Origin of the sequence: Sphingomonas sp. QA11, assembly GCF_028473665.1 — a bacterium.
Lineage (GTDB): Bacteria > Pseudomonadota > Alphaproteobacteria > Sphingomonadales > Sphingomonadaceae > Sphingomonas > Sphingomonas phytovorans.
The window spans coordinates 1,126,883-1,151,396 of sequence record NZ_CP098774.1 but is presented as its reverse complement, the minus strand read 5'-3'; the positions used below and the strand labels follow the sequence as shown (position 1 = coordinate 1,151,396).

The 24,514-nt window shown below is 64.4% G+C and carries 30 protein-coding genes; 17 read left to right on the top strand and 13 right to left on the bottom strand.

The genetic code is table 11. The features are described 5' to 3' along the window. The first annotated feature begins 151 nt into the window (after positions 1–151). The 3 genes from NDN01_RS05480 to NDN01_RS05470 all read left to right on the top strand — a co-directional run bounded on the left by NDN01_RS05480 (position 152) and on the right by NDN01_RS05470 (position 4,190). Positions 152–2,467, top strand: a complete 2,316-nt coding sequence (locus NDN01_RS05480; RefSeq protein ID WP_272626357.1) for an ATP-dependent helicase — start codon at positions 152–154, stop codon at positions 2,465–2,467. 126 nt (positions 2,468–2,593) lie between these two features. Further along, positions 2,594–3,040, top strand: coding sequence for a very short patch repair endonuclease (locus NDN01_RS05475; protein WP_272626356.1), 447 nt, complete (start codon positions 2,594–2,596; stop codon positions 3,038–3,040). Further along, complete coding sequence (locus NDN01_RS05470) at positions 3,027–4,190, top strand: DNA cytosine methyltransferase (protein ID WP_272626355.1); 1,164 nt, start codon at positions 3,027–3,029, stop codon at positions 4,188–4,190. The genes NDN01_RS05475 and NDN01_RS05470 overlap by 14 nt, the downstream gene beginning before the upstream one ends. Here the strand turns inward: NDN01_RS05470 and NDN01_RS05465 are convergent. Further along, entirely contained in the window at positions 4,174–4,821 is a 648-nt protein-coding gene (locus NDN01_RS05465) for an Eco29kI family restriction endonuclease (protein ID WP_272626354.1), read from the bottom strand. The two genes, NDN01_RS05470 and NDN01_RS05465, sit on opposite strands and share 17 nt — an antisense overlap. A gap of 143 nt (positions 4,822–4,964) precedes the next feature. On the opposite strand from NDN01_RS05465, the gene NDN01_RS05460 reads away from it, so the two are divergent. The 3 genes from NDN01_RS05460 (at position 4,965) to NDN01_RS05450 (ending at position 7,078) form a co-directional block, all read left to right on the top strand. Then, positions 4,965–5,654 carry a helix-turn-helix transcriptional regulator gene (locus NDN01_RS05460; protein WP_272626353.1) on the top strand — a complete coding sequence of 230 codons (690 nt, stop codon included), beginning with the start codon at positions 4,965–4,967 and terminating at the stop codon, positions 5,652–5,654. A 98-nt stretch (positions 5,655–5,752) separates the two neighbouring features. Next, positions 5,753–6,124: a VOC family protein gene (locus NDN01_RS05455; RefSeq protein ID WP_272626352.1), complete on the top strand. Its 372-nt coding sequence runs from the start codon at positions 5,753–5,755 to the stop codon at positions 6,122–6,124. A gap of 150 nt (positions 6,125–6,274) precedes the next feature. Beyond that, entirely contained in the window at positions 6,275–7,078 is an 804-nt protein-coding gene (locus tag NDN01_RS05450) for a DUF6454 family protein (RefSeq protein WP_272626351.1), read from the top strand. A 207-nt stretch (positions 7,079–7,285) separates the two neighbouring features. Here NDN01_RS05450 and NDN01_RS05445 read toward each other — a convergent pair whose 3' ends face one another. After that, positions 7,286–7,678, bottom strand: coding sequence for a response regulator (locus NDN01_RS05445; protein ID WP_272626350.1), 393 nt, complete (start codon positions 7,676–7,678; stop codon positions 7,286–7,288). Between the two features lie 77 nt (positions 7,679–7,755). Next, positions 7,756–8,028 carry a hypothetical protein gene (locus NDN01_RS05440; protein WP_272626349.1) on the bottom strand — a complete coding sequence of 91 codons (273 nt, stop codon included), beginning with the start codon at positions 8,026–8,028 and terminating at the stop codon, positions 7,756–7,758. Between the two features lie 151 nt (positions 8,029–8,179). Between NDN01_RS05440 and NDN01_RS05435 the strand changes: the two genes are divergently transcribed. Then, entirely contained in the window at positions 8,180–8,995 is an 816-nt protein-coding gene (locus NDN01_RS05435) for an APH(3')-I family aminoglycoside O-phosphotransferase (protein ID WP_272626348.1), read from the top strand. Positions 8,996–9,024: 29 nt separating this feature from the next. Here the strand turns inward: NDN01_RS05435 and NDN01_RS05430 are convergent, their stop codons facing one another. Together NDN01_RS05430 and NDN01_RS05425 are read right to left on the bottom strand one after the other, a co-directional pair. After that, the gene (locus tag NDN01_RS05430; protein ID WP_272626347.1) at positions 9,025–9,663 is read right to left on the bottom strand and encodes a GNAT family N-acetyltransferase; all 639 of its coding nucleotides are present in this window, start codon (positions 9,661–9,663) and stop codon (positions 9,025–9,027) included. Between the two features lie 32 nt (positions 9,664–9,695). Continuing rightward, positions 9,696–10,199 carry an Lrp/AsnC family transcriptional regulator gene (locus tag NDN01_RS05425; protein WP_272626346.1) on the bottom strand — a complete coding sequence of 168 codons (504 nt, stop codon included), beginning with the start codon at positions 10,197–10,199 and terminating at the stop codon, positions 9,696–9,698. Positions 10,200–10,293: 94 nt separating this feature from the next. On the opposite strand from NDN01_RS05425, the gene NDN01_RS05420 reads away from it, so the two are divergent. From NDN01_RS05420 to msrA, 4 genes are all read left to right on the top strand, one after another. Then, the gene (locus NDN01_RS05420; RefSeq protein ID WP_272626345.1) at positions 10,294–11,235 is read left to right on the top strand and encodes a pyridoxal-phosphate dependent enzyme; all 942 of its coding nucleotides are present in this window, start codon (positions 10,294–10,296) and stop codon (positions 11,233–11,235) included. A gap of 26 nt (positions 11,236–11,261) precedes the next feature. Further along, entirely contained in the window at positions 11,262–11,621 is a 360-nt protein-coding gene (locus NDN01_RS05415; RefSeq protein ID WP_272626344.1) for a VOC family protein, read from the top strand. Between the two features lie 114 nt (positions 11,622–11,735). After that, positions 11,736–12,185 (top strand): peptide-methionine (R)-S-oxide reductase MsrB, encoded by a 450-nt coding sequence (gene msrB / locus NDN01_RS05410; RefSeq protein WP_272626343.1) that lies wholly within the window; start codon positions 11,736–11,738, stop codon positions 12,183–12,185. Continuing rightward, positions 12,182–12,688: a peptide-methionine (S)-S-oxide reductase MsrA gene (gene msrA / locus NDN01_RS05405; RefSeq protein ID WP_272626342.1), complete on the top strand. Its 507-nt coding sequence runs from the start codon at positions 12,182–12,184 to the stop codon at positions 12,686–12,688. Before msrB ends, msrA begins: the two co-directional genes overlap by 4 nt. A 40-nt stretch (positions 12,689–12,728) precedes the next feature. Here msrA and NDN01_RS05400 read toward each other — a convergent pair whose 3' ends face one another. Beyond that, complete coding sequence (locus NDN01_RS05400; protein ID WP_272626341.1) at positions 12,729–13,040, bottom strand: hypothetical protein; 312 nt, start codon at positions 13,038–13,040, stop codon at positions 12,729–12,731. 350 nt (positions 13,041–13,390) lie between these two features. On the opposite strand from NDN01_RS05400, the gene NDN01_RS05395 reads away from it, so the two are divergent. Beyond that, the gene (locus NDN01_RS05395) at positions 13,391–13,546 is read left to right on the top strand and encodes a hypothetical protein (protein ID WP_272626340.1); all 156 of its coding nucleotides are present in this window, start codon (positions 13,391–13,393) and stop codon (positions 13,544–13,546) included. A 19-nt stretch (positions 13,547–13,565) separates the two neighbouring features. On the opposite strand, the gene NDN01_RS05390 is transcribed toward NDN01_RS05395, so the two are convergent. Continuing rightward, positions 13,566–14,072: a DUF2867 domain-containing protein gene (locus NDN01_RS05390; RefSeq protein WP_272626339.1), complete on the bottom strand. Its 507-nt coding sequence runs from the start codon at positions 14,070–14,072 to the stop codon at positions 13,566–13,568. Positions 14,073–14,232: 160 nt separating this feature from the next. Between NDN01_RS05390 and NDN01_RS05385 the strand changes: the two genes are divergently transcribed. From NDN01_RS05385 to NDN01_RS05365, 5 genes are all read left to right on the top strand, one after another. Beyond that, positions 14,233–16,020 (top strand): aspartyl protease family protein, encoded by a 1,788-nt coding sequence (locus tag NDN01_RS05385; RefSeq protein WP_272626338.1) that lies wholly within the window; start codon positions 14,233–14,235, stop codon positions 16,018–16,020. 333 nt (positions 16,021–16,353) lie between these two features. After that, positions 16,354–16,821, top strand: a complete 468-nt coding sequence (locus tag NDN01_RS05380) for a hemerythrin domain-containing protein (RefSeq protein WP_272626337.1) — start codon at positions 16,354–16,356, stop codon at positions 16,819–16,821. 417 nt (positions 16,822–17,238) lie between these two features. Further along, positions 17,239–18,252 carry a phosphatase PAP2 family protein gene (locus tag NDN01_RS05375; protein WP_272626336.1) on the top strand — a complete coding sequence of 338 codons (1,014 nt, stop codon included), beginning with the start codon at positions 17,239–17,241 and terminating at the stop codon, positions 18,250–18,252. Positions 18,253–18,318: 66 nt separating this feature from the next. After that, a complete protein-coding gene (locus NDN01_RS05370; protein ID WP_272626335.1) occupies positions 18,319–19,140 on the top strand; it encodes an alpha/beta fold hydrolase in 822 nt (273 codons plus the stop codon). Beyond that, entirely contained in the window at positions 19,137–19,553 is a 417-nt protein-coding gene (locus NDN01_RS05365; protein ID WP_272626334.1) for a cupin domain-containing protein, read from the top strand. Before NDN01_RS05370 ends, NDN01_RS05365 begins: the two co-directional genes overlap by 4 nt. Positions 19,554–19,613: 60 nt before the next feature. Here NDN01_RS05365 and NDN01_RS05360 read toward each other — a convergent pair whose 3' ends face one another. The 6 genes from NDN01_RS05360 to NDN01_RS05335 all read right to left on the bottom strand — a co-directional run bounded on the left by NDN01_RS05360 (position 19,614) and on the right by NDN01_RS05335 (position 24,455). After that, positions 19,614–20,105, bottom strand: a complete 492-nt coding sequence (locus tag NDN01_RS05360) for an OmpA family protein (RefSeq protein WP_272626333.1) — start codon at positions 20,103–20,105, stop codon at positions 19,614–19,616. Between the two features lie 42 nt (positions 20,106–20,147). Continuing rightward, a complete protein-coding gene (locus NDN01_RS05355) occupies positions 20,148–21,371 on the bottom strand; it encodes a diguanylate cyclase domain-containing protein (protein ID WP_272628039.1) in 1,224 nt (407 codons plus the stop codon). Next, positions 21,371–21,952, bottom strand: coding sequence for a YfiR family protein (locus NDN01_RS05350; protein WP_272626332.1), 582 nt, complete (start codon positions 21,950–21,952; stop codon positions 21,371–21,373). The genes NDN01_RS05355 and NDN01_RS05350 overlap by 1 nt, the downstream gene beginning before the upstream one ends. 201 nt (positions 21,953–22,153) lie before the next feature. Beyond that, positions 22,154–23,692 (bottom strand): tryptophan halogenase family protein, encoded by a 1,539-nt coding sequence (locus NDN01_RS05345; protein WP_336298348.1) that lies wholly within the window; start codon positions 23,690–23,692, stop codon positions 22,154–22,156. Positions 23,693–23,709: 17 nt separating this feature from the next. Then, complete coding sequence (locus NDN01_RS05340; RefSeq protein ID WP_272626331.1) at positions 23,710–24,207, bottom strand: PIN domain-containing protein; 498 nt, start codon at positions 24,205–24,207, stop codon at positions 23,710–23,712. Then, a complete protein-coding gene (locus NDN01_RS05335; protein ID WP_272626330.1) occupies positions 24,207–24,455 on the bottom strand; it encodes a type II toxin-antitoxin system Phd/YefM family antitoxin in 249 nt (82 codons plus the stop codon). The genes NDN01_RS05340 and NDN01_RS05335 overlap by 1 nt, the downstream gene beginning before the upstream one ends. Positions 24,456–24,514: the final 59 nt, after the last annotated feature.

Genomic DNA, 24,514 nt, shown 5'->3' with positions numbered 1-24,514 from the left:
TCCTATAGCGCCGCTTCCACTTGCGGCCTACCCACAAAGATAGTTGTCGCCCGGTATCGAAAGCCCGTCCTCCGGCCTCCTTCGCCTGGCCACGGACGCCTGCCGGAAAGCGTGGTTGCCCAAATCGGCCGCGTTCCCTACCTGTTCACCGATGAGTCTCCCCGTGCCCCAGAGTCCGCCAAGCCCCCAGGACCCGCCCTATCTTTCGGGCCTCAACGCGCCGCAGCGCGAGGCAGTGCTCACCACTGAAGGACCCGTGCTTGTCCTTGCCGGCGCCGGCACGGGCAAGACCGCAGCGCTCACCGCGCGCCTCGCGCATCTGCTGTTCACACGGAAAGCCTGGCCGTCGGAGATACTATCGGTCACCTTCACCAACAAGGCGGCGCGCGAGATGCGCGAGCGGGTCGGCCGTCTTGTCGGCGACGTGGTAGAGGGCATGCCCTGGCTCGGCACCTTCCACGCGATCGGCGCGAAGATGCTGCGCCGGCATGCCGAACTGGTCGGGTTGCAAAGCAACTTCACCATCCTCGACACCGACGACCAGCTCCGCCTGCTCAAGCAGATCATCCTCGCCGCCGATATCGACGAGAAACGCTGGCCGGCGCGCCAGCTTGCCGGGGTGATCGACGGCTGGAAGAACAAGGGCCTGACCCCGGCCGACATCGACGCGGGCGAAAGCGAGCTTTACGCCAATGGCCGCGGCGGGGAGATGTACGCCGCCTATCAGGCCCGGCTGCGCGCGCTCAATGCCTGCGATTTCGGCGACCTGCTGCTCCACATGCTGACCATCCTGAAGCGGGACCGCGAGGTCCTGGCGATGTACCAGCAGCGCTTCAAATATATCATGGTCGACGAGTATCAGGACACCAACAGCGTCCAGTATCTCTGGCTCCGCCTGCTCGCGCAGGAGCGCAAGAATCTCTGCTGCGTCGGCGACGACGACCAGTCGATCTATAGCTGGCGCGGCGCCAAGGTGGAGAATATCCTGAAGTTCGAGAAGGACTTTCCCGGCGCGAAAGTGATCCGGCTCGAACAGAATTACCGCTCCACCCCGCATATCCTCGCTGCCGCCTCGGGCGTGATCGCCAACAATAGCGGCCGGCTCGGCAAGACATTGTGGACCGACGAGAGCGAGGGCGAGAAGGTCAAGGTCCTCGGCGTATGGGATGGCCCGGAGGAGGCCCGCCGGGTCGGTGACGAGATCGAGGCATGCCAGCGGGGCGGCAAGTCGATCGATGAAATCGCCATCCTCGTCCGTGCCCAGCACCAGACCCGCGAGTTCGAGGACCGCTTCATCGCGATCGGCATGCCCTATCGCATCGTCGGGGGTTTCCGCTTCTACGAACGCGCCGAGATCCGCGATGCGCTCGCCTATCTGCGCGTCGTCGCCCAGCCGGCCGACGACCTTGCGTTCGAGCGCATCGTCAACGTGCCCAAGCGCGGCCTTGGCGACAAGGCGGTGCAGAAGGTCCACCAGCTCGCCCGTGCGGAGGGCATCCCCCTCACCGTCGCCGCCGCGCGAATCCTCGACACCGACGAGCTGACCCCGGCCGCGCGCCGAACGCTCGGCAATCTCGTCGGCGCCATGGCGCGCTGGCGCGACATGGCGAACGACCTGCCCCATCCCGAACTGGCCCGCCAGATCCTGGACGAGAGCGGCTATACCGGCATGTGGCAGGCCGAGAAATCGGCCGAGGCAGCGGGCCGGCTGGAGAACCTGACCGAGCTCGTCCGCGCGATGGAGGAGTATGAAAGCCTCGGCGCGTTCCTGGAACATGTCAGCCTGGTGATGGATAACGAGGCGCAGGCGGGCGAGGCCAAGGTGACGATCATGACGATCCACGCCGCCAAGGGCCTCGAATACGACACCGTCTTCCTCGTCGGCTGGGAGGAAGGCCTGTTCCCCTCGCAGCGCTCGCTCGACGAGGGCGGCGTGGCCTCGCTGGAGGAGGAACGCCGCCTCGCCTATGTCGCGATCACCCGCGCCCGGCGCCGCGCGGTCATCCTCCACGCCGCCAATCGCCGGATCTATGGCCAGTGGACGTCGAGCATCCCGAGCCGCTTCGTGAACGAACTGCCCGATGCGCATATCGAGCAGGAGAATTCGATGAGCGGCGGCGAAAGCCTGTGGCGCGCCAACTGGTCCGAACGGGCCGATCCGTTCGCTGATGTGGGGCGCGGCACGGGACGGGGCCCGGGCTGGCAGCGCGCAGCGGGGGTGATGCCGAATGGCGGGACGTTCACCAGCCGGACCTTTACGCGGGAGCCGTCGCGGGTGGTGGAATCGCGGGCCAGCGCGGTGAGCATCGGCAACAAGGGGCGCGATGACCTGAGCGTGGGGATGCGGGTGTTCCACCAGAAGTTCGGGTATGGCGAGATCGCCGAGATCGAGGGGAACAAGCTGGAGATCGACTTCGAGACCGCCGGGCGGAAGCGGATGATGGATAGTTTTGTGAGCTTGGGGTGAAATAGCAGTTGACGCCCTACCAGCGGGCCATTTTTTCCTTCAATAAAAACATAGCGATACCCGACAACCCCGCTTCGTCGCGAACCATGCCCAGTTCAAGCGTGGGATTTTCATAAACAATGCCAGATGGCATTCACCAAGTTATATGGAGCAATGGATTCGCTATCTCCGATCCAACGCTCCGAGCGAATGAGTCGTGTACGATCGCGAGACACGAAGCCGGAAATGTTGGTACGGCGGGTCACCCACCGCTTGGGATACCGCTATCGCCTTCACAAGGCCGGCCTACCAGGGAAGCCGGATCTCGTATTTGCAGGCCGCCGCAAGGTCATCTTTGTCCACGGCTGCTTTTGGCACCGCCATCCCGACCCCGAATGCAAGCTAGCGCGCTTGCCCAAATCCCGGCATGATTTTTGGATACCGAAGCTTGAAGGGAATCGAGCTCGGGATGAACGAGTAGCACGTGAACTGATGGAACAAGGCTGGGGGGTCTTGGAAATCTGGGAATGCCAGTGCAAGAAGCGCGAACAATTAGAGAACGCGATAAGGGAGTTTCTCGATGAAGTCGGTTGAGCTGTTCGTAGGCGCAGGCGGTTTGGGCATCGGTGTGAGCCAAGCTGGCTTCGAGCCGCTCGCTGTGGTCGATTGGGACCGCTGGGCATGTGATACGATCCGCCAGAACAAGGAACGCGGGCTATCGCCGCTGGACAAGTGGCCCCTCACCGAAGGCGACGTGAGCCTATTCGACTTCAAAAAATTGCGAGAAACGGTCGATCTGGTTACCGGCGGACCGCCTTGCCAGCCTTTCTCACTTGGCGGTCAGCATCGCGCCTTCCTCGATAAGCGGGATATGTTCCCGCAGGCTGTGCGCGCGGTGCGTGAGTTGAAACCGCGCGCGTTCGTGTTCGAGAATGTGAAGGGACTGACGCGTTCGACATTTGCCAACTACCTTGAATATATTAGACTTCAACTACGCCACCCCGACCTGGGCACCCACAAGCGGGAGCCGTGGCTAGACCATCTGGCGCGACTTGAGGACTATGAGACGAGGGGCCAGCACGATGGCTTGCACTACAACGTGGTCATGCGCGTATTGAATGCCGCCGACTACGGTGTACCGCAAAAGCGCGAGCGAGTGTTCATTGTCGGCTTTCGTTCCGATCTCGGCGTTGAGTGGCATTTCCCCACACCTACCCACTCTCATGACGCGCTACTATGGTGGCAATATCGGACTAATCTCTATTGGGATCTTCACCGCGTAGCAAAGAAGGACCGCCCGACTCCTGGCCGAGGCGCGGCGCGCGCAGCACTGCTCCGTAAATTCCCGCAACTCGAACCTTGGCAAACCGTGCGCGACGCTATCGCCGATCTCCCAGACCCCGAACTAATGCCGGGGGTCGCGAGCCGTCACCATGACCATAAACTCCAGCCGGGCGCGCGATCGTATCCCGGCCACACAGGTAGTCCTCTGGATGAGCCGGCCAAGACGCTAAAGGCTGGTGTGCATGGCGTGCCAGGTGGCGAGAATATGCTGCGTCGAGCTGATGGCTCGGTCCGTTACTTCTCAGTCCGGGAGAGCGCCCGGTTGCAGACGTTCCCTGACAACATGATCTTCCATGGCTCTTGGACAGAAGCGATGCGACAGCTCGGCAATGCTGTGCCGTGCAGACTAGGCGCGGCAGTAGCCACCCAAGTTCGGGACTGCCTTATACAAACTTCATGATCCGCTCGTGCATATCGCGAATGATTGCATCTGACGAAGGCTTGTGAAGTTCTGCCACTCGCTCCGCAATGAGGTCAGCAGCGAGCTTCGCAGTCTCATCTGATCCTGCGGGTCGCCCCTTACGGCCAGGGTGAAGCGAATCCCAGAGCGACCCCTTGCCCGCCATTCTCGGTCCACCAGTCACGTTGCTTCCAAGGCCCATGCCGTTCCAAGGCGGGCGAAAAGCCATAATCAGCACAGATTCAGCAAGATTAATGTAAGCGGGTTTCAAAACCAGATACCGAACTTTAAAATCCGCCGCATTAATGTTCGACGTTTGGATTACCGAGTCGTAGTGTTTTTTGATCCGCTTATATAGTTCCTCGCCTTTACTCGCGCGCGGACTGAAGCCTTGGCTCTTATTCTCGCGCGCTGCACGTCCAACGTAGACAGGGTAGGTACAGCGCCCGTCGTCAAGCTCAACTAGCGGCGCATAGGCCGGATTCGTGCCGGTATAGTAAAGGGCATAAACACCCGGGCCGTTGAATCGAACTGGCGGCGGGAAGTCGGTTGTAGGCTGTTCAAGCAGTTGGACGGCAAGCGTTACGCCTACGTTTTCAACGGCGAGCGGATCGAATTCCGAATCAGGCATGCGCCGTCTATGGCACAGTTGTCCAAACCCCGTCATCCAGCGATGCGCTTCTAATTTGATACCAACTACTGCTTATTTGATACCACCTACTGCCAAAGTATGGCAGCAGGCATGCCTTGGCCACGATCGGGTAACCAGCCCCCATGTCTCGCGCGCAACGCCTTCTCGACCTGATCCAGGTGCTGCGCCGGCACCGCCGGGCAGTCGCAGGCGCGGTGCTGGCCGACGAGCTCGGCATATCGTTGCGCACCCTGTATCGCGACATCGATGCCCTGAAGGCGCAGGGCGCACACATCGATGGCGAGGCGGGTGTCGGCTATGTGCTCCGCCCGGGCTTCATGTTGCCGCCTCTGATGTTCTCCGAGGAGGAAATCGAGGCGCTAGTGCTTGGCTCGCGCTGGGTTTCGGAGCGGGCGGACGGGCTGCTGGGCAAGGCAGCGCGCAACGTGCTCGCCAAGATCGGCGCGGTGCTTCCCGAGGACCTCAAGGACAGTATCGATGCGTCGGGCCTGATGATCGGCCCGGGCGAGCCGATCGCCGCCGGAGACGCCGAGCTTGCCGCGATCCGCGAGGCAATCCGGTCGGAGCGCAAGACGCGGATCGTCTATACGGACGAGCGGGCAAGCGCGACGGAGCGGACCGTCTGGCCCTTTGCGCTGGCCTTCTTCGATCGCGTGCGGGTCGTCGCCGCATGGTGCGAATTGCGCGAGGGCTATCGTCATTTCAGGACCGACCGGATCACCGCGCTCGACGTGACGACGGGACGCTACCCGCGCCGCCGTGCCACGCTGTTGAAGGAATGGCGGACGCTCCGCGGCATTCCGGAGCAATGACGTTTCGGGTGGCGACTGCTGACATAAACTGACAGCATGATTGCGTAAGCGTTTCCCGCCGGCCCGCGACCCCGCCCGCCGGCTCAAGGAGACCTTTCATGCCTGATTTCAGCTTCCTGCTGCTGCACGTCAAGAACCATGCGGCCAGTGCCAAATTTTACAATGATCTGCTGGACATCCCGATCCTCGACCAGACATCGGGCTTCGCCATGTTGCCGTTGCGCGACGGAGTCATGCTTGGCCTGTGGTCCGGCGAGACGATCGAACCGAAGAGCTCGGGCCAGACGGGCGCGAGCGAGATCGCCTTCGCGGTTGCCGACGCCGGCGCCGTCGAGACAACGCACGACGACTGGAAGTGGCGCGGGCTGAACATCATCCAGGCCCCGACGAAGATGAGCTTCGGCACCACCTTCGTCGCGCTCGATCCCGATGGTCATCGACTGCGCGTGTTCGCCCCCGCCGCCGCGTGAAGCGCGATTCACGATCGCAGTGATCCTGGCCGGGCCTTTTCGGCCCGGCCAACGGAGCTACCCTCGGACCCCATTCACATCACCGTCGCATAGCAACGCTACCGGGCGCGCATCCGCTGCTGATGCACCGCAAGCCCCGGAGGCGACCCGATGACCCGCAAGAAGATCCGGAGCGCCCTGACCGCCCTCTCCCTGCTGTTGCTGAGCCTGACCGCGGCGGCCGCGCAGGAGGAAAGCAGCGAGGCGATCCAGCACGCTCGCCTCGTGGATATCCTCCCTCTCCGCGGGGAGGTGTTTCACGTCCAGGGGGTCGATCTCGACAGCCGGCGCATCTGGGTCACCTCGGTCGATCTTACCGGCCGCAAAGGCTATCTCCATGAATTCGACCGGCTCAGCGGCAGATTGCTGCGGCGGGTGGAGCTGACGGACGGGCCGCGATATCATCCGGGCGGGCTGTCGCTCGCCGACGGGTCGATCTGGGTCGCCGTGGCTGAAATGACGCCGGACAGCTCGGCCGCGCTCGTGGAGATCGACACGGACTCGTTGCGGATACGGCGCAGGATTCCGGTCGCCGACCATCTGGGATGCGTGGCGGTCTCAGGCCGCACCCTCATCGCGGGCAATTGGGACAGCCGGTTGCTGCGCATCTTCGACCTGCCGAGCGGGAAGGAGGTCCGGGTCGTGCCCAACCCCTTCGCCACGCGCTATCAGGACATGAAGTTCGTCGGCCGCCAGCTTGTCGCGGGCGGACCGGTTACGCCGTTCAGCGGGACGATCGACTGGATCGACTGGCCATCGATGAAGCTCGCGCGGACGGCCCGCACCGGCGTCACCGACCGGGCCAGACCCTATACGGGCGAGGGCATGGCACTGAAGGGCCGCGACCTGTTCCTTGTCCCGGAAGACGGGCCGAGCCGGCTGTTCCATTTCAGATTGAGAGACCGGGAAGTCTAAAGCCCCGCGCGTAAAATCCAGTCGCGAGCGAGCGTACACTTCCCTTCTTCCCCGGCGAAGGCCGGGGCCCAGGTGGGGGGCGAGCCTGGCGGATGCTGCGAGACGTTACATCGACCTTCCAACTGGGCCCCGGCCTTCGCCGGGGAAGCGAGAGAAGGGATGGAAGCCGCGTCTTCAATAGTTCAGATTTCGCGAACGGCGCTTTAGTTATGCCGCCCCGATCCGCTGAAGCTTGGCCAGCAGCGTCTGCTGGTCGAACGGCTTGGTGACATATTCGTCAGCGCCGGCGCCGATGCCCCGGTAGATGTCGGTGGTTTCCGACTTGGAGGTGCAGAACACCACTTTCGGGGTCACGCCACCTTCGATCCGGCGCAGCGCGGCGACGAACTCGACCCCGCTCATCACCGGCATTTCCCAGTCGAGCAGGATCAGGTCCGGCATCGCCGCCTTGCAGCGGGCCAGCGCCTCCTCGCCATTCTCGGCTTCGATCACCTGATAGCCGAGGCCAGAGATGATGCGGTGGGCGACCTTGCGGATCACCCGAGAATCCTCGACCAGCAGGCAGTGCCGCGGGCGCGGCGGCGCCACGGGCTCCGGCACTACCGCCACAGGCGGCGGTGCTTCATCGGCAAGGGGCGCGGACCGGCCGATCGCCCCCGGGCCGCGCAGGCGCTTGATCAGACCGTGAATGGCTGCGGCTCCCGCTGGCTGAGGACCTGGCTCGTCGCGGCGACCGCTGCCTGGTCGGCCTCGGTCATCCGGACATGGATATAGGGCACCCAGATCTCGCCGAACTCGGCCTTCTGGTACCACACGTCGATCACATCATAGGAGGCCCAGAAGCCGTCCGGCTGGCGCAGCCGCAGGCCCTCGCCGATCCGCGGGACGGCAGCGAAGCGCAGCCCGACCTGAGTCTGGTGCGTCTCGTTCTGAACTTCGATCTCGATCAAGGACAGCAGCCTCCAGTACGCCGGGACACCCTAGTCCGTAATCCTTGCCGAAAAGCGAATGGCGCAAGCATGTTTCCGGCCGCCTCTTGCCCTGTAGCGACGGCGATTTTACCGGGATCGACATCGACCCAGTGATTCAAGAGCCAGGCCCATGACAACCGCCCCGCGTGAGACCGCCATTCAGCCGATCGCCCTTCCGGCCACCCTTGCACCGCTGGTGCAGGGCCATCGCTGGTCCCGGAATATCGTCGGCGAGTCAGGGGACGCCGTCTATCGCCTGCAGGGGCCCGGGGACGAGCCCGATCTCTACCTCAAGCATGCGCACGACCTCACCATCGCGGACGTGACGGACGAGATGGCGCGCCTGCGCTGGCTCGCCTCGCATATCGCGGTGCCCGCCATCCGCTGTTTCATCACCACGCCGGACGAGGCGTGGCTGCTGATGACCGCCCTGCCCGGCCAGACAGCCTATGAGCTGCTCGAAAGCCGGCCCGGCGACCGGATCGCCATCGTCGATTCGATCGCGCATTTCCTGCGCCGGCTGCATGCCATCCCGGCGGAAAGCTGCCCGTTCAACAGCGACCATCGCTTCCGGCTCGGCGAAGCGCGCTGGCGGCTCGATGCCGGGCTCGTCGATGTCGACGATTTCGACGAGGAGCGCGAGGGCTGGACCGCCGAGCAGGTCTGGGACGAGATGACCGCCCTGCTGCCGTTCGCGCCCGATCCGGTCGTCACTCATGGCGACATCTCGCTCGACAATATCCTCATCGCCGACAATGGCGATGCCGGCTGCATCGATGCGGGCCGCGCCGGGATCGCCGATCGCTACCAGGATCTCGCGATCGTGTGGCACGGCCTCGCCGAATTCGGGCGACCGCTGCAGGAGCGGTTCTTCGCGACCTATGGCATCGACCAGCCCGACGAGCGGAAGATCAGCTTCCACCTCATGCTCGACGAGTTCTTCTGACATCCATCCGAGGGCGCCCGAATGCCGGATCAGCCGGCCATGATCGACGCGGTTGAATAGGGCGAAAGCGTTCGCCACCCAAGGGTGGAATAAAGCGCCCGGCCCTCCTCCGTGGCAACGAGCAACTGAGGTATATCGGGATTTTGCCGGGCGCGGGAAAGGCCGGCCATCACGACATGGCCAAGACCTTTCCGGCGATGATCCGGCGCGGTGATGATGCGATCGTAGATGAACGCATGGGCCGTTTCAGCTGCGTATCCGCTCGCCGCCAGATCGCCGCTGTCTGACATCACCCGAAGCTCGATCACCGTGTCGCGGCGGGAGACCTCGACGCTGTAGCCCGCGGGCAAGGGCCGTTCGGTCCACCCCGTCGTAGCCGTCATGAAATAGGTCGGCGGATGGAGTTGCCAGCCGTGCGGCAGCGAAGCCAGCAAGGCGTCGGCGGGGCCGCATAATTTCAGCAGGTGCAGAGGCTCATGTATCGTTCTGCCGAGTTCGACGAGCCCGGTCCCCACCCGTGGGAACACCCATCGCCTGATCTCCTCGTCGGTGTGGGTCTCGACGCGGAACCCGCCATGCTCGGGCACCGGCGCCGGCAGGCCCCGCGCAATGGAACGCGCCGCCAGCCAGGCGTGCAGCATCATCGGATCAACGGACAGGGTGCTCATGAGGGTCCTTCAATATGGCCGGCCGCTCGCGATCAAGGGTCCCGCCGGGCGCGCGGTTCGTCGACCACATTGACCGGAATCGCCAGGCTGCGCTTGCCGACGCCAAGCGCGACGTTGGTGGTGAAGCGGCGCACATTGGGGTTGTCGGCGACCAGCCGGCTCATGAGTGCGTCATAGCCCTCGATATCGGGCGCCGCGACGACCAGGATGAAATCCGCCGTCCCGGTGACGTAGAATATCTCCTGGATGCAATCTTCCGCCGCCATCCATTGCCGCAGCCGGCCCACCAGTTCCGGCCGCTCGCGCTCGATCTCAAGCGCGACGATGAAGAAGCTCGGCTTGCCCACCTTTACCGGATCGACCAGCGCGACATTGGCAAGGATCACGCCATCCTGTCGCAACCGCTTCAGCCGCCGAAGCACGGCCGACGCTGACAGGCCGACCCGCTCAGCCAGCGCGTCAGCGGTAAGATCGCCCTCGCGCTGCACGATCTGAAGCAGCTTGCGGTCGAATCGGTCGAGATCGGTGTTCGGCATGGTCCGTCATCTATAGCGATCATTCGCCGGTTTCCGGCATTTCAGACGGCATCTTCGCCGATTTCCCGCGCCACTGCCCGATATCCTACCGGCCATGCGATACCCAACCCCCGCCCGAATCGCCGCCGCGCTCGATATGATCGACCCGGTCTTCCGCGACACCCCGATGCGTCGGTCCCCCGCGCTCGACCGCGCCGTCGGCGCCCAGATCCAGTTCAAGGACGAGACGGCCAATCCGATCCGCTCCTTCAAGGGTCGCGGCGCCTGCGCCCTGGTCGCCGGGCTCGACCATAATGAGCATCTGGTGTGCGGATCCGCCGGCAATTTCGGCCAGGGACTTGCCTGGGCGGCCCGGCGATGCGGCATTCCGGTTACCATCTTCGCCGCCGTCAATGCAGCCGCCTGCAAGGTCGCGGCGATGAACGCGCTCGGCGCCGACGTCCGGCTCGCCGGGCATGATTTCGACGCCGCGAAGGAACTCGCGGCCGCCCATGCACGGCGCTTGTGCCAGATTTACGTGGAAGACGGCGCCGAGGCAGCCATCGCCGAGGGCGCCGGCACGATCGGCGTCGAACTGTCGCGCGACGCCGACTCGTTCGACCATATCCTGCTGCCGCTCGGCAACGGGGCACTGGTGTCGGGGGTCGGTGCCTGGCTGGCCAGTGCCGCCCCCGGAGTCAGGGTCGTGGCCGTCGCGGCGGCCGGGGCGCCGGCGATGGCGCAGGCGGTGCTGAACCAGCGGGAGGACAGATCCCCGGTCGATACGATCGCGGACGGCATCGCGGTCCGCGTGCCGATCCCCTATGCCGTCTCCTGCATCCGCCCGGTCGTCGATGACGTCGTGCTGGTCGATGACGACGCCATTCGCGCCGCCATGGCGCTTATCGACGAGCATCTCGACCTCACCGTCGAGCCGGCCGGCGCGGCCGGCCTCGCCGCCCTGATCGCCCAGCCCGATCGCTGGGAAGGGCAGAAGGTCGTCGTCCCGCTCTGCGGCGGCAATGTCGACGGGCCAGCCTCCCCTTCCCGCTCTTGAGCCCCGCTCAGAAGGTAAAGACCATCATGATCGACCATCTCGAACTCAGGACCCGCGATCTGGCGGCGAGCATCTGCTTCTATGCCGACCTGCTCGCCCCGCTGGGCTATGCGCAAAGGGTCGACGGACCGGCCAAGGGGTTCGGCGACGGCGTGTCGCTCGATGTCTTCCTGGTCGAGGGCGAACCGTCGGCAAATGTTCACTTCGCCTTCCGCGCGCCGGATCGCGCCACGGTCGACCGTATCTATGCGCTCGGCCGCGAGGCCGGCCACCGGATCGACCGCGCACCGGCGCTCGCCCCGCATATCCACCCGAATTACTACGCCGGCTATCTCCGCGATCCGGACGATCGCCTCGTCGAATTCGTCTGCCACGAGCCGGGATGACGCCGTCAGAGTCCTCCTCGTTTCCCGTTTGAGAGGGTCGTCGGCCGGGCACAACTTCCCCGGTGGAAGAATCCGCGCCGCGATCCCATATTCCCTGCGAAGAGGAGATACCCAATGACCGAGTATCGCAAGACGGCCGATGCCGTCGCCGCCCTGTCGCCGGAAGAATTCTATGTCACGCAGCAGAGCGGGACCGAACGCCCCGGCACGGGCAAGTACCTGAACAACAAGGAGCCGGGTATCTATGTCGATATCGTCTCCGGCGAACCGCTGTTCGCATCGACCGACAAATATGAATCGGGCTGCGGCTGGCCCAGCTTCACCAAGCCGATCGAGCCAGCCAATGTGAACGAACTGCGCGACGCAAGCCTCGGCATGGTTCGTACCGAGGTACGCTCGGCCAATGGCGACAGCCATCTCGGCCATGTGTTCGATGACGGGCCGCGCAATCGCGGGGGCCTGCGCTACTGCATCAATTCGGCCTCGCTCCGCTTCGTCCATCGCGACGACATGGCGGCCCAGGGCTATGGCGCCTATCTGGCTCAGGTGGAGGAAGTGGCATGAACCGGGAAACCGCGATTCTTGCAGGTGGCTGTTTCTGGGGCGTGCAGGATCTGGTCCGTCGCCAGCCCGGCGTGATCTCAACCCGAGTCGGCTATTCGGGCGGCGAGGTGCCCAACGCGACCTATCGCAATCATGGCAATCATGCCGAGGCGATAGAGATCGTCTTCGATCCCGACGTCACCAGCTTCCGCGCCCTGCTCGAATTCTTCTTCCAGATCCACGATCCGACGACGCGGAACCGCCAGGGCAACGATGTCGGCGCAAGCTATCGCTCGGCTATCTTCTATATGAGCGAGACGCAGAAGGCCGTGGCCGAGGATACCATCGCCGATGTCGATGCGTCCGGCCTTTGGCCAGGCAGGGTCGTCACCGAGGTGACTCCCGCAGGCGATTTCTGGGAAGCCGAACCCGAGCACCAGGATTATCTGGAGCGGATTCCGAACGGCTACACCTGCCACTTCGTGCGGCCGGGCTGGAAGCTGCCCCACCGCGCCGACGCGTGACCACCCGCGGGGAGCCCATCCCCGCGGTTTCAGCCTACCCTCAGCGGCAACGGCGATGCGCGGTCATCGACCGGTCGATCGCTCGTCCGGCAAAGGCGCCGCCAACGCCACCCGCCACCGTGCCGAGCAGCCCGTGACCGAGGATCGACCGCCCGACCAGCGCTCCGCCGACACCCCCGGCCACGAGACCGGTGGTGCCCTTCGAATAGCGGCAACCATGACGGCTATGATGGCTGTAGGTACCGTGCGTGTAGTGATGCCGCGTGCGCGCTTCGGCGGCACCCGCCGGAATCATCAGCGTCGCTGGGACTGCCAGCGAGAAAGCGCTGAAAGCGAGGATTGCGTTGCGCATTGATATACTCCGCATGGACATGGCGATTCAGGTAGAACTGACGGACCGCCCGGAAAGTTGCGCAGCCAGACCGAAACGATCCGACGGTGCCGCGGCCAGAAAGGACCGTCGGAATAGTGCCTTCAAACGATCCCTTCCCTGGACCAGAGTATCGTTCCGGGAATCGGCGTCGTCCTCTGTTCCCATTCGTGCCGGGCAGGCGAAGCTCGATATGCCATCTCGACGGGCTCGACGGCTATTCGACGAGAACGGGGGTTCGGATTTAACGCCCGGCGCCCTATATGTTGGGAACGGAACCCTGCGCATCCCATCGTCGTTTCGACGGGCGCAACGTGAAGCATGGAGGCATCATGTCCACTATCAACGGCGAACAATGGGAGAAGGAGCTTCGCGCCCTTCTCGACCAGATTCAGGCGCATCCCTCGCGGGACTCCAGCCAGGAGCGGCAACGCATCGCCGTCCTGAAGAACCTGGTGGCGACTCGGGGCAAGGCCGTTCCGGCCTGAACCGGTAAGGTATCCCGGTTCATCGCCATCCCCGTGCCGCCGCGCGGTCAAGATACGACCTGACGATCATCCGGTGGAACGGCGCGATCACAGTAAGATAGGCCCGCCCCAGCAGGTTGTGGCAATGCACCACCGTGATCGCGACAAGCTCCCGCCCTTCGCCGTCAGCCGTGTCGCGAAGCAGGATGGAAGTCCTGAAATCGAGGTGCCGGTCGTTCTCGCCCACGACCAGTTCGCGTGCCGATCGTTCAACGACAGGGAAGAAGTCCATCAGTTCTCCCCTCGCGTTGCGCGCGATCGCCGCTGACGTCTTCACCCCCAGCGGCGCCATCACCCCATCGCGGATGCGCATCAACGCCCGTGTCCAGCCCGCCGGCCGCGCAAGCACCGCTCGCGTCAGCCGCTCGATATCTTCCGTGGCCGCCACCGGCAGCGCGATGGCATAGGCATCCAGCAGATCAGCGCCGGCGTAGCGCGCCGCCAGCATACTGTCGGACGGCGCAGGCACTTCAATGGCTTTGGTCATGGCACGGTTTATCACGGCCGCACCATCCCATCACCCCATGCGATCCGCTGGAGCGGCAAACCTGCTTGAACGACCTCGTCGACACAAGCTTGACCGCGCCCCGGGTCCGCGCGACCAATGCCGGCGCGACACGCGGCAAAGAAAAAGAAGAGGACCCTGGATGCGGACCCTGGCCATTCTCGCCACGCTTGTTGCCGGCGCTACAAGCCTGCCCGCCGTCGCCGAAACCAAATGCTCCGTCGGCCAGATGCTCGCCCTGCCGGTCACCATGTCCGGTCTCCGTCCGATGGTGCCTGCCAGGATCAACGGCCGCGAGGTGAAATTCATCGTCGACAGCGGCGCCTTCTACAGCGCCATCTCGCCCGGTTCGGCCGCCGAGCTTGGATTGAAGCTGAGCGATGCGCCCGGGAACATGCACATTGTCGGCATCGGCGGGGAGACGCGCATATCGGTCGCGCGGGTCAAGGATTTCGGCCTGGGGCCGGTCACCCTGCACAATATCGAATTCATGGTCGGTGGCAGCGAGATCGGCGGCACCGGGCTGCTCGGCCAGAACGTCCTCGGCATCGGCGACGTGGAATATGATCTTGCCGGCGGTGCCATCCGCCTGATGCGGGCAAAGAACTGCAACAATGTGAATCTTGCCTATTGGGCAAAGGAAAAGGCGCTCGCCGTCTCGGAGCTCGAGATCGAAGCGCCCACCTCCATCCTGTCGCACACGGCAGCCACGGTGATCCTGAACGGCGTGAAGCTGCGCGCCGTGTTCGATACGGGCGCCCCCACCTCGATGTTGACCAGGGGCGCCGCGGCCCGCGCTGGCATCAAGCCCGACATGCCCGGCGTGGAGCCTGCCGGTTCCACCGGCGGCCTCGGGCGGCGCACCTATCCAAGCTGGATCGGGCCGTTCCAGGGCCTGAAGATCGGCAATGAGGAAATCCGCAAGATCCGCCTCCGCTTCGCCGATATCAACGAAAGTGGCTTCGACATGCTGATCGGCGCCGACTTCTTCCTTTCGCACCGCGTCTATGTATCGAACGCGCAGCGGCGGATGTTCTTCACCTATAATGGCGGCCCTGTCTTCGATCTGAGTGTCAGAAAGGCCGAAGCGATGGCGGCGACTGAAGCGAAAAGCGCGCCTGCCCCCGCTGCGGGCGGAGTCCCAGCCACCGGCCCTGTCACCGCGGAGGACTTCAGCCTTCGCGGCAACGCACGCGCAGCACGCAGCGATTTCAAGGGCGCCCTCGCCGATCTGACACGCGCCGTCGATCTCGCCCCGGACAATGCGGACTATCGGTATCAGCGCGCGCTTATCCTCGTCCGCACCGAGAAGCCAGGCGAGGCAAGGATCGATCTCGATCGCGCGCTGACCCTCAAGCCCGACTATCCGGAAGCACAGTTGATGCGTGCATCGGTCCGTTTCCGCGCCGACGACCGGACAGGCGCCCGCGCGGATCTGGAGGCGGCCGATCGCATGCTCTCGGAATCCTCCGATTTACGCCTGTCACTGGGCGCCTATTATGAATCGCTCGACGATCCCGGCGCCTCCGTGTCCCAATATGACCGCTGGATCGCAGCCCATCCGGCGGACAATCGCATGCCGATGGCGCTCAATGGCCGCTGCTGGGCACGGGCACTCTCCGGCAAGGACCTCGACAAGGCGATCGGGGATTGCGATCGCGCCCTCAGGCTCCGGCCGCACACCGCGGCGTTTCTCGACAGTCGCGGCCTGGCGAGGCTTCGCAGCGGCGATCTCGACAAGGCACTGGCGGATTACAACGAAGCTCTGGCGCTTCAGCCGAAAATGGCCTGGTCGCTTTACGGACGTGGCCTCGTCGAACACAGGATGGGACTGGCGGCACAGGCGAAGGCGGATATCGACGCCGCTATCGCGATGCAGAAGAATCTTCCAGAGAAAGCCAGGAAACTCGGGCTGGACGTGCCGAAATAGACGTAGCCGGCACATCTCAGCCCTGCCAGGATCTCATATTCTACGAAAAACCGCGCACCCGTCAGTGCCAGAAGATCAGCAACAGGATGATGATCGGAAGTGGAATGCCGATCAGCCACAGCAAAACACCTTTTCCCACAACACGCTCCTCTCGATCGTTTCGATGGCAATACAACAAGCGCGAAAGCTGACTGTTCCATTCAAATCTTATGTCTTCCGATACCCTTATTAATCTAGATTAGACCAATGGCTTACGTACTTACACAATAGCCTTCCTCAACACCTTGGTTGCCCTGCTTTCGCTAACATCGCCAGTGAACACAGGGGTGTCGAATGCCGATCGCGAAGCTGGAATGCGAACATCGCCGGATCCTGGAACTGGCCGGATCGCTGGAAGCGATTGTGGCAGGGCCTCGCCCCGAAACCCACGGCCTTCTCATGCGGTCTCGCTGGAACTTCACGCGTGAGGTGCTGAGTCATCTGTCGAACGACGACGCCCTTTTGCTCGTGCCGTTGATGGGAGACCGCAGACCGCATATCGCGCAACTCGCGACCCAATCCCGGGCTCAGCTCCGCACCCTCCATGACGATTTGGAGAACCATATGGATCGCTGGAAAGGACTGCCAGCCACCACGGAATGGTCCTCCTATCGCCGCGAGGTTCAAGCCCTGATACGGCGGCTTCGCGCCCGGATCGCAGCGGAGGAATCCGGCATCCATCACTTCCTGCCGGTGCAACGCGCCGATCCACGGCCCGTACTTCCGACCGATTGCCCGGGCGACGCCACGCGCGCCGTCTAGAAGAACATCGTGATCGAGATCGCCCCTATTTTCATCCCGAGCGGAGCCTAGCAGACGTGGCCGTATCGACTCAGAGGCGGCCCGCAAAACGCCTGCCCCTCGATACGCGATCTCGGCAGGCTCGATAGTTACTTAGGGTTCGGACTCAGCGCCAGATGCTCATCGATCATATCCCGTTCCTGGACCAACCGGCAAAAATCGCCCGTCCTTCGTGGCTTCAACCGGGCTCCGCAGGCTTCGCTATGCAATTCCAACCTGTTGCGAGTCGTTCATTGCCTGTGTTAACCCAGATCAGGTGGTCCTCGCCGTGTAGCAAGTTCATGGGGACGTCATGGCCCGTTCACGATATCGGCGTCACAGCACGCCCATCGTGAACCAGATCAGCAGGCACGCCGTCCCGGCGCCCCAATTCGAGGCATGCGTTTGTTCCACTTTTCCCGACCGACTTTCCGAGCCACCCGCCTCAGCGACGATGCGCAAACCGACCCAGCCACCGATCACGCCCATGCCATTCCGGGCGCCTGGGTCGCCGGTGGCACATTGCTCAGCCTCGCCACCCTGATCGCGCTGATGCTGTGGCAGGGTCTCAGGATCGACCCCTGGGCGTGGAGCACGATCATCTTCTTTACGCTGGGCGTCACCGCCGCCGCGACGCGTTATGCGCTGCGCCATCCGCCTACGCCCGGCCGCCGCATCGCCCGTGACATCGCCGAATATTTCGGCCTATTCACGCTGATCTCCCTGATGGGCGCCATCGCGACCTATCCGCTGTCAGCCGGCACCCAGGGCTTCATCGATCCCACGCTGCAGCGCATCGACGACATGCTGCGCTTCAACTGGCTCGCATGGTACGATCTGGTCGTCGCCCACCGGTCGCTCCAGCTTCTCGGCACGGCCGCCTATCAGAGCATCTACATCACGCCAGCGATCCTGCTCGGCTATTTCGCCTGGCGCGATCATCGCGGGGCGGCGCGCTCGTTCATCGCCTCCTTCTGGCTCGCGGCGGTGATCTCCCTCGTCCTGTTCTGCTTCATCCCGGCGCAGGGGCCGCTCGCTTCGCAATGGCAGGGGCCAATCCCCTATATGCCGGTCAGCCAGCTCTCCGAATCGACGATCATTCCGGAGCTGCGCCTGCACATGATCAGCCATGTCGATCTCGGCGATCTGCGCGGGCTCGTCTCGGCGCCCAGCTTCCACACCGCCAGCGCCGTGCTATTCATCGCCGCCGCCTGGCCGTTCCGCCGGCTGCGCTGGCCGCTGACCATCGTCAATATCGCCATGCTGCTATCCACGCCGGTAGAAGGCACGCATTATCTGACTGACATGATCGCCGGCGCCCTGGTCGCGATCTTCGCCATCTTCGTGGTCAAGCTGATCGAAGCGCGCCGATCCTCTCCAGGGATGATGGATAGTGTCACCATACGGGCCTAGACCATTGCCGTCGCGGGTCTGACGATCCGGCCGGCTATCGTCTTCACCTTACGAGGAGATACCGCGATGAGCACCATAACTACCAGGGACGGCACCGATATCTTCTACAAGGACTGGGGCACCGGGCAGCCGATCATGTTCCATCACGGCTGGCCGCTGAGCGCCGACGACTGGGATACGCAGATGTTATTCTTCCTCGGGCAGGGCTATCGCGTGATCGCGCACGACCGTCGCGGCCATGGCCGCTCCAGCCAGCCGTCCTTCGGCAACGAGATGGACACCTATGCCGACGACGTCGCTGAACTGACCGCCGCGCTCGACCTGAACGATGCGGTCCATATCGGCCATTCGACCGGCGGCGGCGAAGTCGCCCGCTATCTCGGACGGCACGGCACGGCGCGCGTCGCCAAGGCAGTGCTGATCGGCGCGGTGCCGCCGATCATGGTCAAGAGCGACAGCAATCCGGGCGGCACGCCGATCGAGGTGTTCGACGGCTTCCGCACGCAGCTCGCCGCCAACCGTGCCCAGCTCTACAAGGACGTGCCCTTACCCTTCTACGGCTATAACCGCGAGGGCGCGACGATCTCGCAGGGGATCATGGATCACTGGTGGCTTCAGGGCATGATGGGATCGGCCCAAGCGCATTACGACTGCATCAAGGCCTTTTCGGAAACCGACTTCACCGACGATCTGAAAAAGATCGATGTGCCCTGCCTGATCCTCCACGGCGACGACGACCAGATCGTGCCCTACAAGGATGCTGCCCTGCTGTCGGCGGAGTTGGTCCAGAAACCGACGCTGAAAATCTATCCGGGCTATCCGCACGGTATGTGCACGACTCATCCGGACGTATTGAACGTCGACATCCTGGCCTTCATCAAGGCATGAGCGACGCCGCCGCCCTCATCGCCAGGCTGGAGCTCACGCCCCATCCGGAGGGCGGCTGGTATCGCGAGACGTTCCGCCAACCCGCACCCGGCACCGGTCGCGGCCTGGCGACCGCCATCCTGTTCCTGCTCGAACTCGGCCAGAGCTCGCGCTGGCATCGCGTCGACGCGGCGGAGATGTGGCTGTGGCATGCCGGCAGCCCGTTGCGGCTGCTGGTCGACGATGGCGCGCCGCAGGAACACCTGCTCGGCGGCAACGTGCTGGCGGGACAATTGCCCCAGGCAATCGTTCCGGCTGGCGCGTGGCAGGCCACGGAGGCGCAACTCGGCTGGGGCCTGGTCAGCTGCGTTGTCACCCCCGCTTTCGAATTCGCCGGCTTCGAGCTTGCCCCACCCGGCTGGTCGCCGCGTTAGAGTCCGTTTCAGCAAAGCTGAAATGGTGGCGATGCCAGCCCAGCGACCCTGAAAACGACTCTAGGGAGCCGCGATCAGGATCACGACACGGCGGTTTTCCTGCCGTCCCGCCTTGGTGGCATTGGTATCGATCGGATAGCGCGCGCCCAGCCCCTCGACCCGGATATTGGCCAACGGTATCCCGCCACCCGCCAGCGCGTCGGCAACCGCGGCGGCGCGGCGTACCGAAAGCGCATCATTGTGCCGCGCGGTCCCGGTGCGGTCGGTATGGCCCTCGACCTGGGCGCGGCGGATATCGACCGCGACCAGCTTGCTCGCAATGTCCCGGATGACGATGACCTGCCGAGGCCGGATTTCGCTTTCGTCGGTCGCGAACAACAGCCGGTCCTGCATGCCGAACTCCCAGCCTCGCTCTGTCTTCGCGAAGCCGTTGGCACGGAGCGCGGCGACCTGGGCCCTGGTCCAGCCGCCATGATCGGCCATGGTCTGGCAAGCGGCCAGCAGGAACAGGCCAACGCCGAGGATCGCCTTGGGAAACAGTCGGGACATCATATTCGAACCGTCTTTCCTTTGCCAAAAACCCAAAAAAACCGCTTATGATCGCTCTTCGCGCAGTGCCTGCTTGCTGGCGTACATTCCGGCATCCGCGACGTTCAGCAGCGTGGCGATATCGGCGCCATCCTGGGGGAACACCGCCGCGCCGACGCTGAGCTTCATGGCCAGTGTCTCGCCGGACGACAGCGCGATCGGCTCGGCCATGCGTTCGGCCAGGCTTTGGCGCACCCGGGCGACGGCGTCCATGCCGCTTGGCGCGGGCAGCAGAACCGCGAATTCATCTCCGCCAAGGCGCGCCGCAATATCCTGGGCGCGGATCGACGCCCGCAGCCGGGCCGCGATCTCGATCAGCACATGATCGCCCGTGGCATGGCCATATCGGTCGTTCACCGCCTTGAAGCCGTCGCCGTCGAGATAAAGGATCGCGAAGGATTCGCCGCCGTCGCGCGCCTGGTCGAGCGCAATGGCCAGGTGATGTTCGAAATCGACCCGGTTCGGCAGGTTGGTCAGCGTGTCGTGCCGCGCCTGATGGCTCAGTTCCTCCCGCTCGCGCCGCAAATGCACGTGCCACTCGTCCAGCTCGTCGAGCAGCGCGTTGAAATCGCGCCCAAGCGCATCGATCTCGGCGATCCCGGCCGGTGGCGCTCGGCGACCGAACGCCCGTTCCTCCCGCACATTGTGCGCGACCGCAGCGATCGCGTTCAGCGAGCGGATCACGCCTTGCTGAAGCCGGCTGGCAAGGAAATGAGTCGCGATGGCGGTGATGAGCAGGCACGCGAGCGCGCTGGCCAGGCCGCGACGGATATACCCTCCGACGACCGCGGGATCGCCGCGCACCCGCACCTCGCCTATCGTGACGCCGCGATGCACCACCGGCGCGGCAACGATGTCCGGGAAGACCAGCCGCGCGGTCAGCCAGTCGATGCCGAACAGGTCGTCATGCTCTTCCGGATGGCCCAGCCGGACCAGTTCGCGTCCGCCACGCAAGGCGACGACGGCGATCTCCGCAACGCCTTCTGCCGCGGCAAGCGGTGCGATGCTCTCGCGCGCAGCCTCCGGGTCGTCGAAAATGATCGCCGGTGCGACCGTATAGCTGGCCGACTGGGCCACCAGATGAAGGTTCTGCTGGGCATAGTCGACGATCGTGGCGAAGCCCGCGAGCAGCACGGTCAGCCCGGCAATGCCGACGGCGAACAGCGTGACGCGGAAATGCACCCGCGCCAGCACCGCGCGAAGCGTGGGAAGCGGCCTTGCCGGCGGCATCACGACGCATCCCCATCGGCGTCGGACAGGCGAAGGACACGAGGGTCGACCCGCACCGTCCCGCGCGAGATCGCATCGAGGCTGAGCTGGAACGATATCTCAAGCGGCTTGATGTCGAGGCAGAACATCGTTCCGCCGCGGCACGCCGGATCTGACTCGGCGATCGACAAGATGGCCCGGCCGCGAATCCCGGCGATCGTCCGCGGGCCCTGGCCGGCAGGCAGGTCGCCAAGATAGAGAATGTCGCAGGATTGCCCGATCGTCGGATTGCCCGTCGCCAGCCGATTGACCGAGATGGGCCGTCCCGCGACTGGGCTCGCCTCGCCCAGGCGGTCGGCGAAGCGTGTCTTGCCGATCACGCAAAGGCGCATCGCGGCGGCGGCATCCCCCGGCCAGCGCGTATAGCTGATGATGCCGCCCACCATGCGCGCCACCGCGCGCGCCGGCTGGTCCGGCCCCGGCGTCACCCGGGTCCGCAGGGGGAAACCGACATTGGTCGGCAGTGTCGCCAGGAGCGACCAGGCCAGAGCGAACGGGACCATCATCGCCGCAAGACCCCCGTCGCGCGCACGATCGCCCATTGCCGAGGGCTCGCTGATCGCGAAAAAGGGCTGGCTTGGTTAATCAACAGGCTGGATGACTTGGTTACACTGACGGTTACGATACCGTCACAGCCTTACAGGCGCCGCTCAAAGGCTGGCAAGCGCATCCCGCCTGTCCCCTTCAACGATGCGACGAAACCGTATGCAGCGGATTGCCGCGGCAATCGCCCGATGCCGGGCTCAGCCCGTCCGGTTGATCTGCTGGATCAGGGCACGATGCGACGGCAGGTCGAGCGTGGCGCGTTCCCCGAAATTGCGGATGCGCGCGAAGGTCTTCTCCGCTGCGCCGACATTGGGGAAGTCGCTTCGGCTGGGCGCCAGGTCGGTCCTGAACCCCATGCCGTAGAGGATGTACTGGTAGTTGAAGAAGGCGAAGGATTCGAGGTCGAGCGTGAAGTCGAAGCGCCCCGGCGGCCGGTGCCGCCACTGGTCGAGCAGGTCGGCCAGGCGATCCGGGATCGAGGCCGGGTCGGCATTGTCGCGCCAGAAGGGCTCGCGGCGCTGGCTGAGGCAATAATGCAGCTTCAGGAAATTGACGATATTGTCGTACCGCGCCGCGATCAGTTCGTTGAACCGGCGCGCGGGCGCATCGACCGGGCCGTTGTGCGGGAACATCTCGGCGATCATGCCGATCGCCGCCTCGATCACCAGCACCCCGGTCGATTCGAGCGGCTCCAGGAACCCGCCCGACAGGCCGACCGCGACGCAATTCTTCACCCATTGCCGTTCGCGATAGCCGGGCTCGAACAGGATATGGCGCGGCGTGATATCCTGCATGCCCGGCCCGACATAGGCGCGCAGAATCTCGGCGGCGCGATCGTCGGAGATGTGGTCGCTCGAATAGACGCAGCCAATCCCCCGCGCGCCATTCAACCCGATGTCCCAGGTCCACCCGGCCTCGTGCGCGGCGGCGATGGTATAGCTCTCGATCGGCGCGTCGGGCCGTTCATAGGGTATCTTGCAGGCAAGCGCCCGGTCGGTGAACAGGATCGAGCGGACGGATTTGAACGGCACCTTCAGCGCCCGGCCGATCAGTTCCGCCCGGAAACCGGTGCAGTCGATATACAGGTCGGCATCGAGCCGGCCCTGCTCCGCCGTGACGACATGGTCGATCGCCCCGGTCCCGTCGATCTCGACATGGTTGAGCAGGCCCTGGAGATGCGCCACGCCAAGCTCGCGGGCGCGCTCGGCCAGGATCTGCGCGAGCATCGTCGCGTCGAAATGATAGGCGTAGCTTAGCGGACCCGAAAAATCGCCCTCGCCCGGCCCCTTTGGCCCGCGCTGCGCCTCGGCCACGCGGTTCTGGATCGTCATCGCCTCGGCGAAGGGCCGCCGCGTCTTCTCGTCCTGAAGCAGCCAATAGGGCACCAGGCTCACGCCCTCGGCATGGAAGGGCGCCTCGAACGGATGGAAGAAATGGCTGTGCCCGCCCTCTTCCGGCGTCCGCACCCAGTCGACGAAGCGGATACCTTGCTTGAATGTCGCCGCTGTCGCGCGGATGAAGCGGCTCTCGTCGATGCCGATGAACTGGAGCGTGTTCCGGATCGTCGGGAAAGTGCCCTCGCCCACCCCGATGATGCCGATCTCGGGCGATTCGAGCAGCCTGATCTCAAGCCGTTCATTGCCTGACAGTTCAAGGAACTTGGCGAGATAGGCAGCCGTCATCCAGCCGGCCGTGCCGCCGCCGACGATCAGGATGCTGCGTTTCCGGCTCATCATGCCTTCATGCCCTATCGTCACGCCCTGACGAACAGATTCTTGAGCCAGAGCGGCCCGGCCTTGGCGGCCTGGCGCCAGTCGCCATCCTCCTCGACCGCGTCGGGCGTATAGGCCCAGGGATTGAGCAGCTTGACCCGCCCCGTTTTGAACGCACCGGGATGACGGGTGGCGAGCGTCAGCCCGTGCTCGAGCGCGGTCGCGGCGAGCAAGCCGTCCCGCGCATCGGCATAGGAAAGCTGACCACGCCGCAGCACTATGGCGGTGTCGACCGGCAGGATCCTCCCCTCGAACGCGGGTACCACCTGGTCGTCGATCCACTGGCGCAGCGCGAGGCCCCCTGCCTTGTCCCGCTGCGCCGTCCGCGCCGCGCCGCTATCCAACTCGAGCAGGCTCAGCGCCGAGATGAACAGGTTCTGCCTGACAAGGCCGGCGGCCCAGCCCGAAAAGCGCGGATCGGTCTGCCCGGCGCGCGCATTGCGGAGTTCGAAGACGACGCCGGTATCAAGCAGGTACATCAACCCGCCGCCCCGTGCCGGCTCCAGGCAGTGCCGGCGTCGCCCAACAGGTCGATCTCCGGCAGGCCCGGCATCGCGAGCAGGTCGACGATCGTCTCGGTCTGGCCGGTAAGCTGGCGGAACGAGTCGATGCTCATCAGCACATGAGTCGGCTTGCCGCGATCGGTGACGAAGACAGGCTCGAGTCGCGCGGCGCGTTTCGCAGCGGTCACATCCTGGTTGAAATCACGACTTGAGACGAGCTTCATCGCGCCGATTCCCCAATCCATATGCCTGTAATGTTCGCGCTAACTTGTAGGTACATTAC

Bases quoted from the DNA above. Each gene is read 5' to 3' on its own strand.
- NDN01_RS05425 (WP_272626346.1), bottom strand. From the start codon at position 10,199: ATGCCGAACACCGATCTCGACCGATTCGACCGCAAGCTGCTTCAGATC.
- NDN01_RS05345 (WP_336298348.1), bottom strand. From the start codon at position 23,692: ATGATGAGCCGGAAACGCAGCATCCTGATCGTCGGCGGCGGCACGGCC.
- NDN01_RS05365 (WP_272626334.1), top strand. From the start codon at position 19,137: ATGAGCGACGCCGCCGCCCTCATCGCCAGGCTGGAGCTCACGCCCCAT.
- NDN01_RS05380 (WP_272626337.1), top strand. From the start codon at position 16,354: ATGCCGATCGCGAAGCTGGAATGCGAACATCGCCGGATCCTGGAACTG.
- msrA (WP_272626342.1), top strand. From the start codon at position 12,182: ATGAACCGGGAAACCGCGATTCTTGCAGGTGGCTGTTTCTGGGGCGTG.
- NDN01_RS05415 (WP_272626344.1), top strand. From the start codon at position 11,262: ATGATCGACCATCTCGAACTCAGGACCCGCGATCTGGCGGCGAGCATC.
- NDN01_RS05395 (WP_272626340.1), top strand. From the start codon at position 13,391: ATGTCCACTATCAACGGCGAACAATGGGAGAAGGAGCTTCGCGCCCTT.
- NDN01_RS05370 (WP_272626335.1), top strand. From the start codon at position 18,319: ATGAGCACCATAACTACCAGGGACGGCACCGATATCTTCTACAAGGAC.
- NDN01_RS05400 (WP_272626341.1), bottom strand. From the start codon at position 13,040: ATGCGCAACGCAATCCTCGCTTTCAGCGCTTTCTCGCTGGCAGTCCCA.
- NDN01_RS05335 (WP_272626330.1), bottom strand. From the start codon at position 24,455: ATGAAGCTCGTCTCAAGTCGTGATTTCAACCAGGATGTGACCGCTGCG.
- NDN01_RS05390 (WP_272626339.1), bottom strand. From the start codon at position 14,072: ATGACCAAAGCCATTGAAGTGCCTGCGCCGTCCGACAGTATGCTGGCG.
- NDN01_RS05475 (WP_272626356.1), top strand. From the start codon at position 2,594: ATGGCATTCACCAAGTTATATGGAGCAATGGATTCGCTATCTCCGATC.
- NDN01_RS05470 (WP_272626355.1), top strand. From the start codon at position 3,027: ATGAAGTCGGTTGAGCTGTTCGTAGGCGCAGGCGGTTTGGGCATCGGT.
- NDN01_RS05460 (WP_272626353.1), top strand. From the start codon at position 4,965: ATGTCTCGCGCGCAACGCCTTCTCGACCTGATCCAGGTGCTGCGCCGG.
- msrB (WP_272626343.1), top strand. From the start codon at position 11,736: ATGACCGAGTATCGCAAGACGGCCGATGCCGTCGCCGCCCTGTCGCCG.
- NDN01_RS05360 (WP_272626333.1), bottom strand. From the start codon at position 20,105: ATGATGTCCCGACTGTTTCCCAAGGCGATCCTCGGCGTTGGCCTGTTC.
- NDN01_RS05420 (WP_272626345.1), top strand. From the start codon at position 10,294: ATGCGATACCCAACCCCCGCCCGAATCGCCGCCGCGCTCGATATGATC.
- NDN01_RS05385 (WP_272626338.1), top strand. From the start codon at position 14,233: ATGCGGACCCTGGCCATTCTCGCCACGCTTGTTGCCGGCGCTACAAGC.
- NDN01_RS05450 (WP_272626351.1), top strand. From the start codon at position 6,275: ATGACCCGCAAGAAGATCCGGAGCGCCCTGACCGCCCTCTCCCTGCTG.
- NDN01_RS05375 (WP_272626336.1), top strand. From the start codon at position 17,239: ATGCGTTTGTTCCACTTTTCCCGACCGACTTTCCGAGCCACCCGCCTC.
- NDN01_RS05455 (WP_272626352.1), top strand. From the start codon at position 5,753: ATGCCTGATTTCAGCTTCCTGCTGCTGCACGTCAAGAACCATGCGGCC.
- NDN01_RS05430 (WP_272626347.1), bottom strand. From the start codon at position 9,663: ATGAGCACCCTGTCCGTTGATCCGATGATGCTGCACGCCTGGCTGGCG.
- NDN01_RS05480 (WP_272626357.1), top strand. From the start codon at position 152: ATGAGTCTCCCCGTGCCCCAGAGTCCGCCAAGCCCCCAGGACCCGCCC.
- NDN01_RS05340 (WP_272626331.1), bottom strand. From the start codon at position 24,207: ATGTACCTGCTTGATACCGGCGTCGTCTTCGAACTCCGCAATGCGCGC.
- NDN01_RS05435 (WP_272626348.1), top strand. From the start codon at position 8,180: ATGACAACCGCCCCGCGTGAGACCGCCATTCAGCCGATCGCCCTTCCG.
- NDN01_RS05355 (WP_272628039.1), bottom strand. From the start codon at position 21,371: ATGCCGCCGGCAAGGCCGCTTCCCACGCTTCGCGCGGTGCTGGCGCGG.
- NDN01_RS05465 (WP_272626354.1), bottom strand. From the start codon at position 4,821: ATGCCTGATTCGGAATTCGATCCGCTCGCCGTTGAAAACGTAGGCGTA.
- NDN01_RS05350 (WP_272626332.1), bottom strand. From the start codon at position 21,952: ATGGGCGATCGTGCGCGCGACGGGGGTCTTGCGGCGATGATGGTCCCG.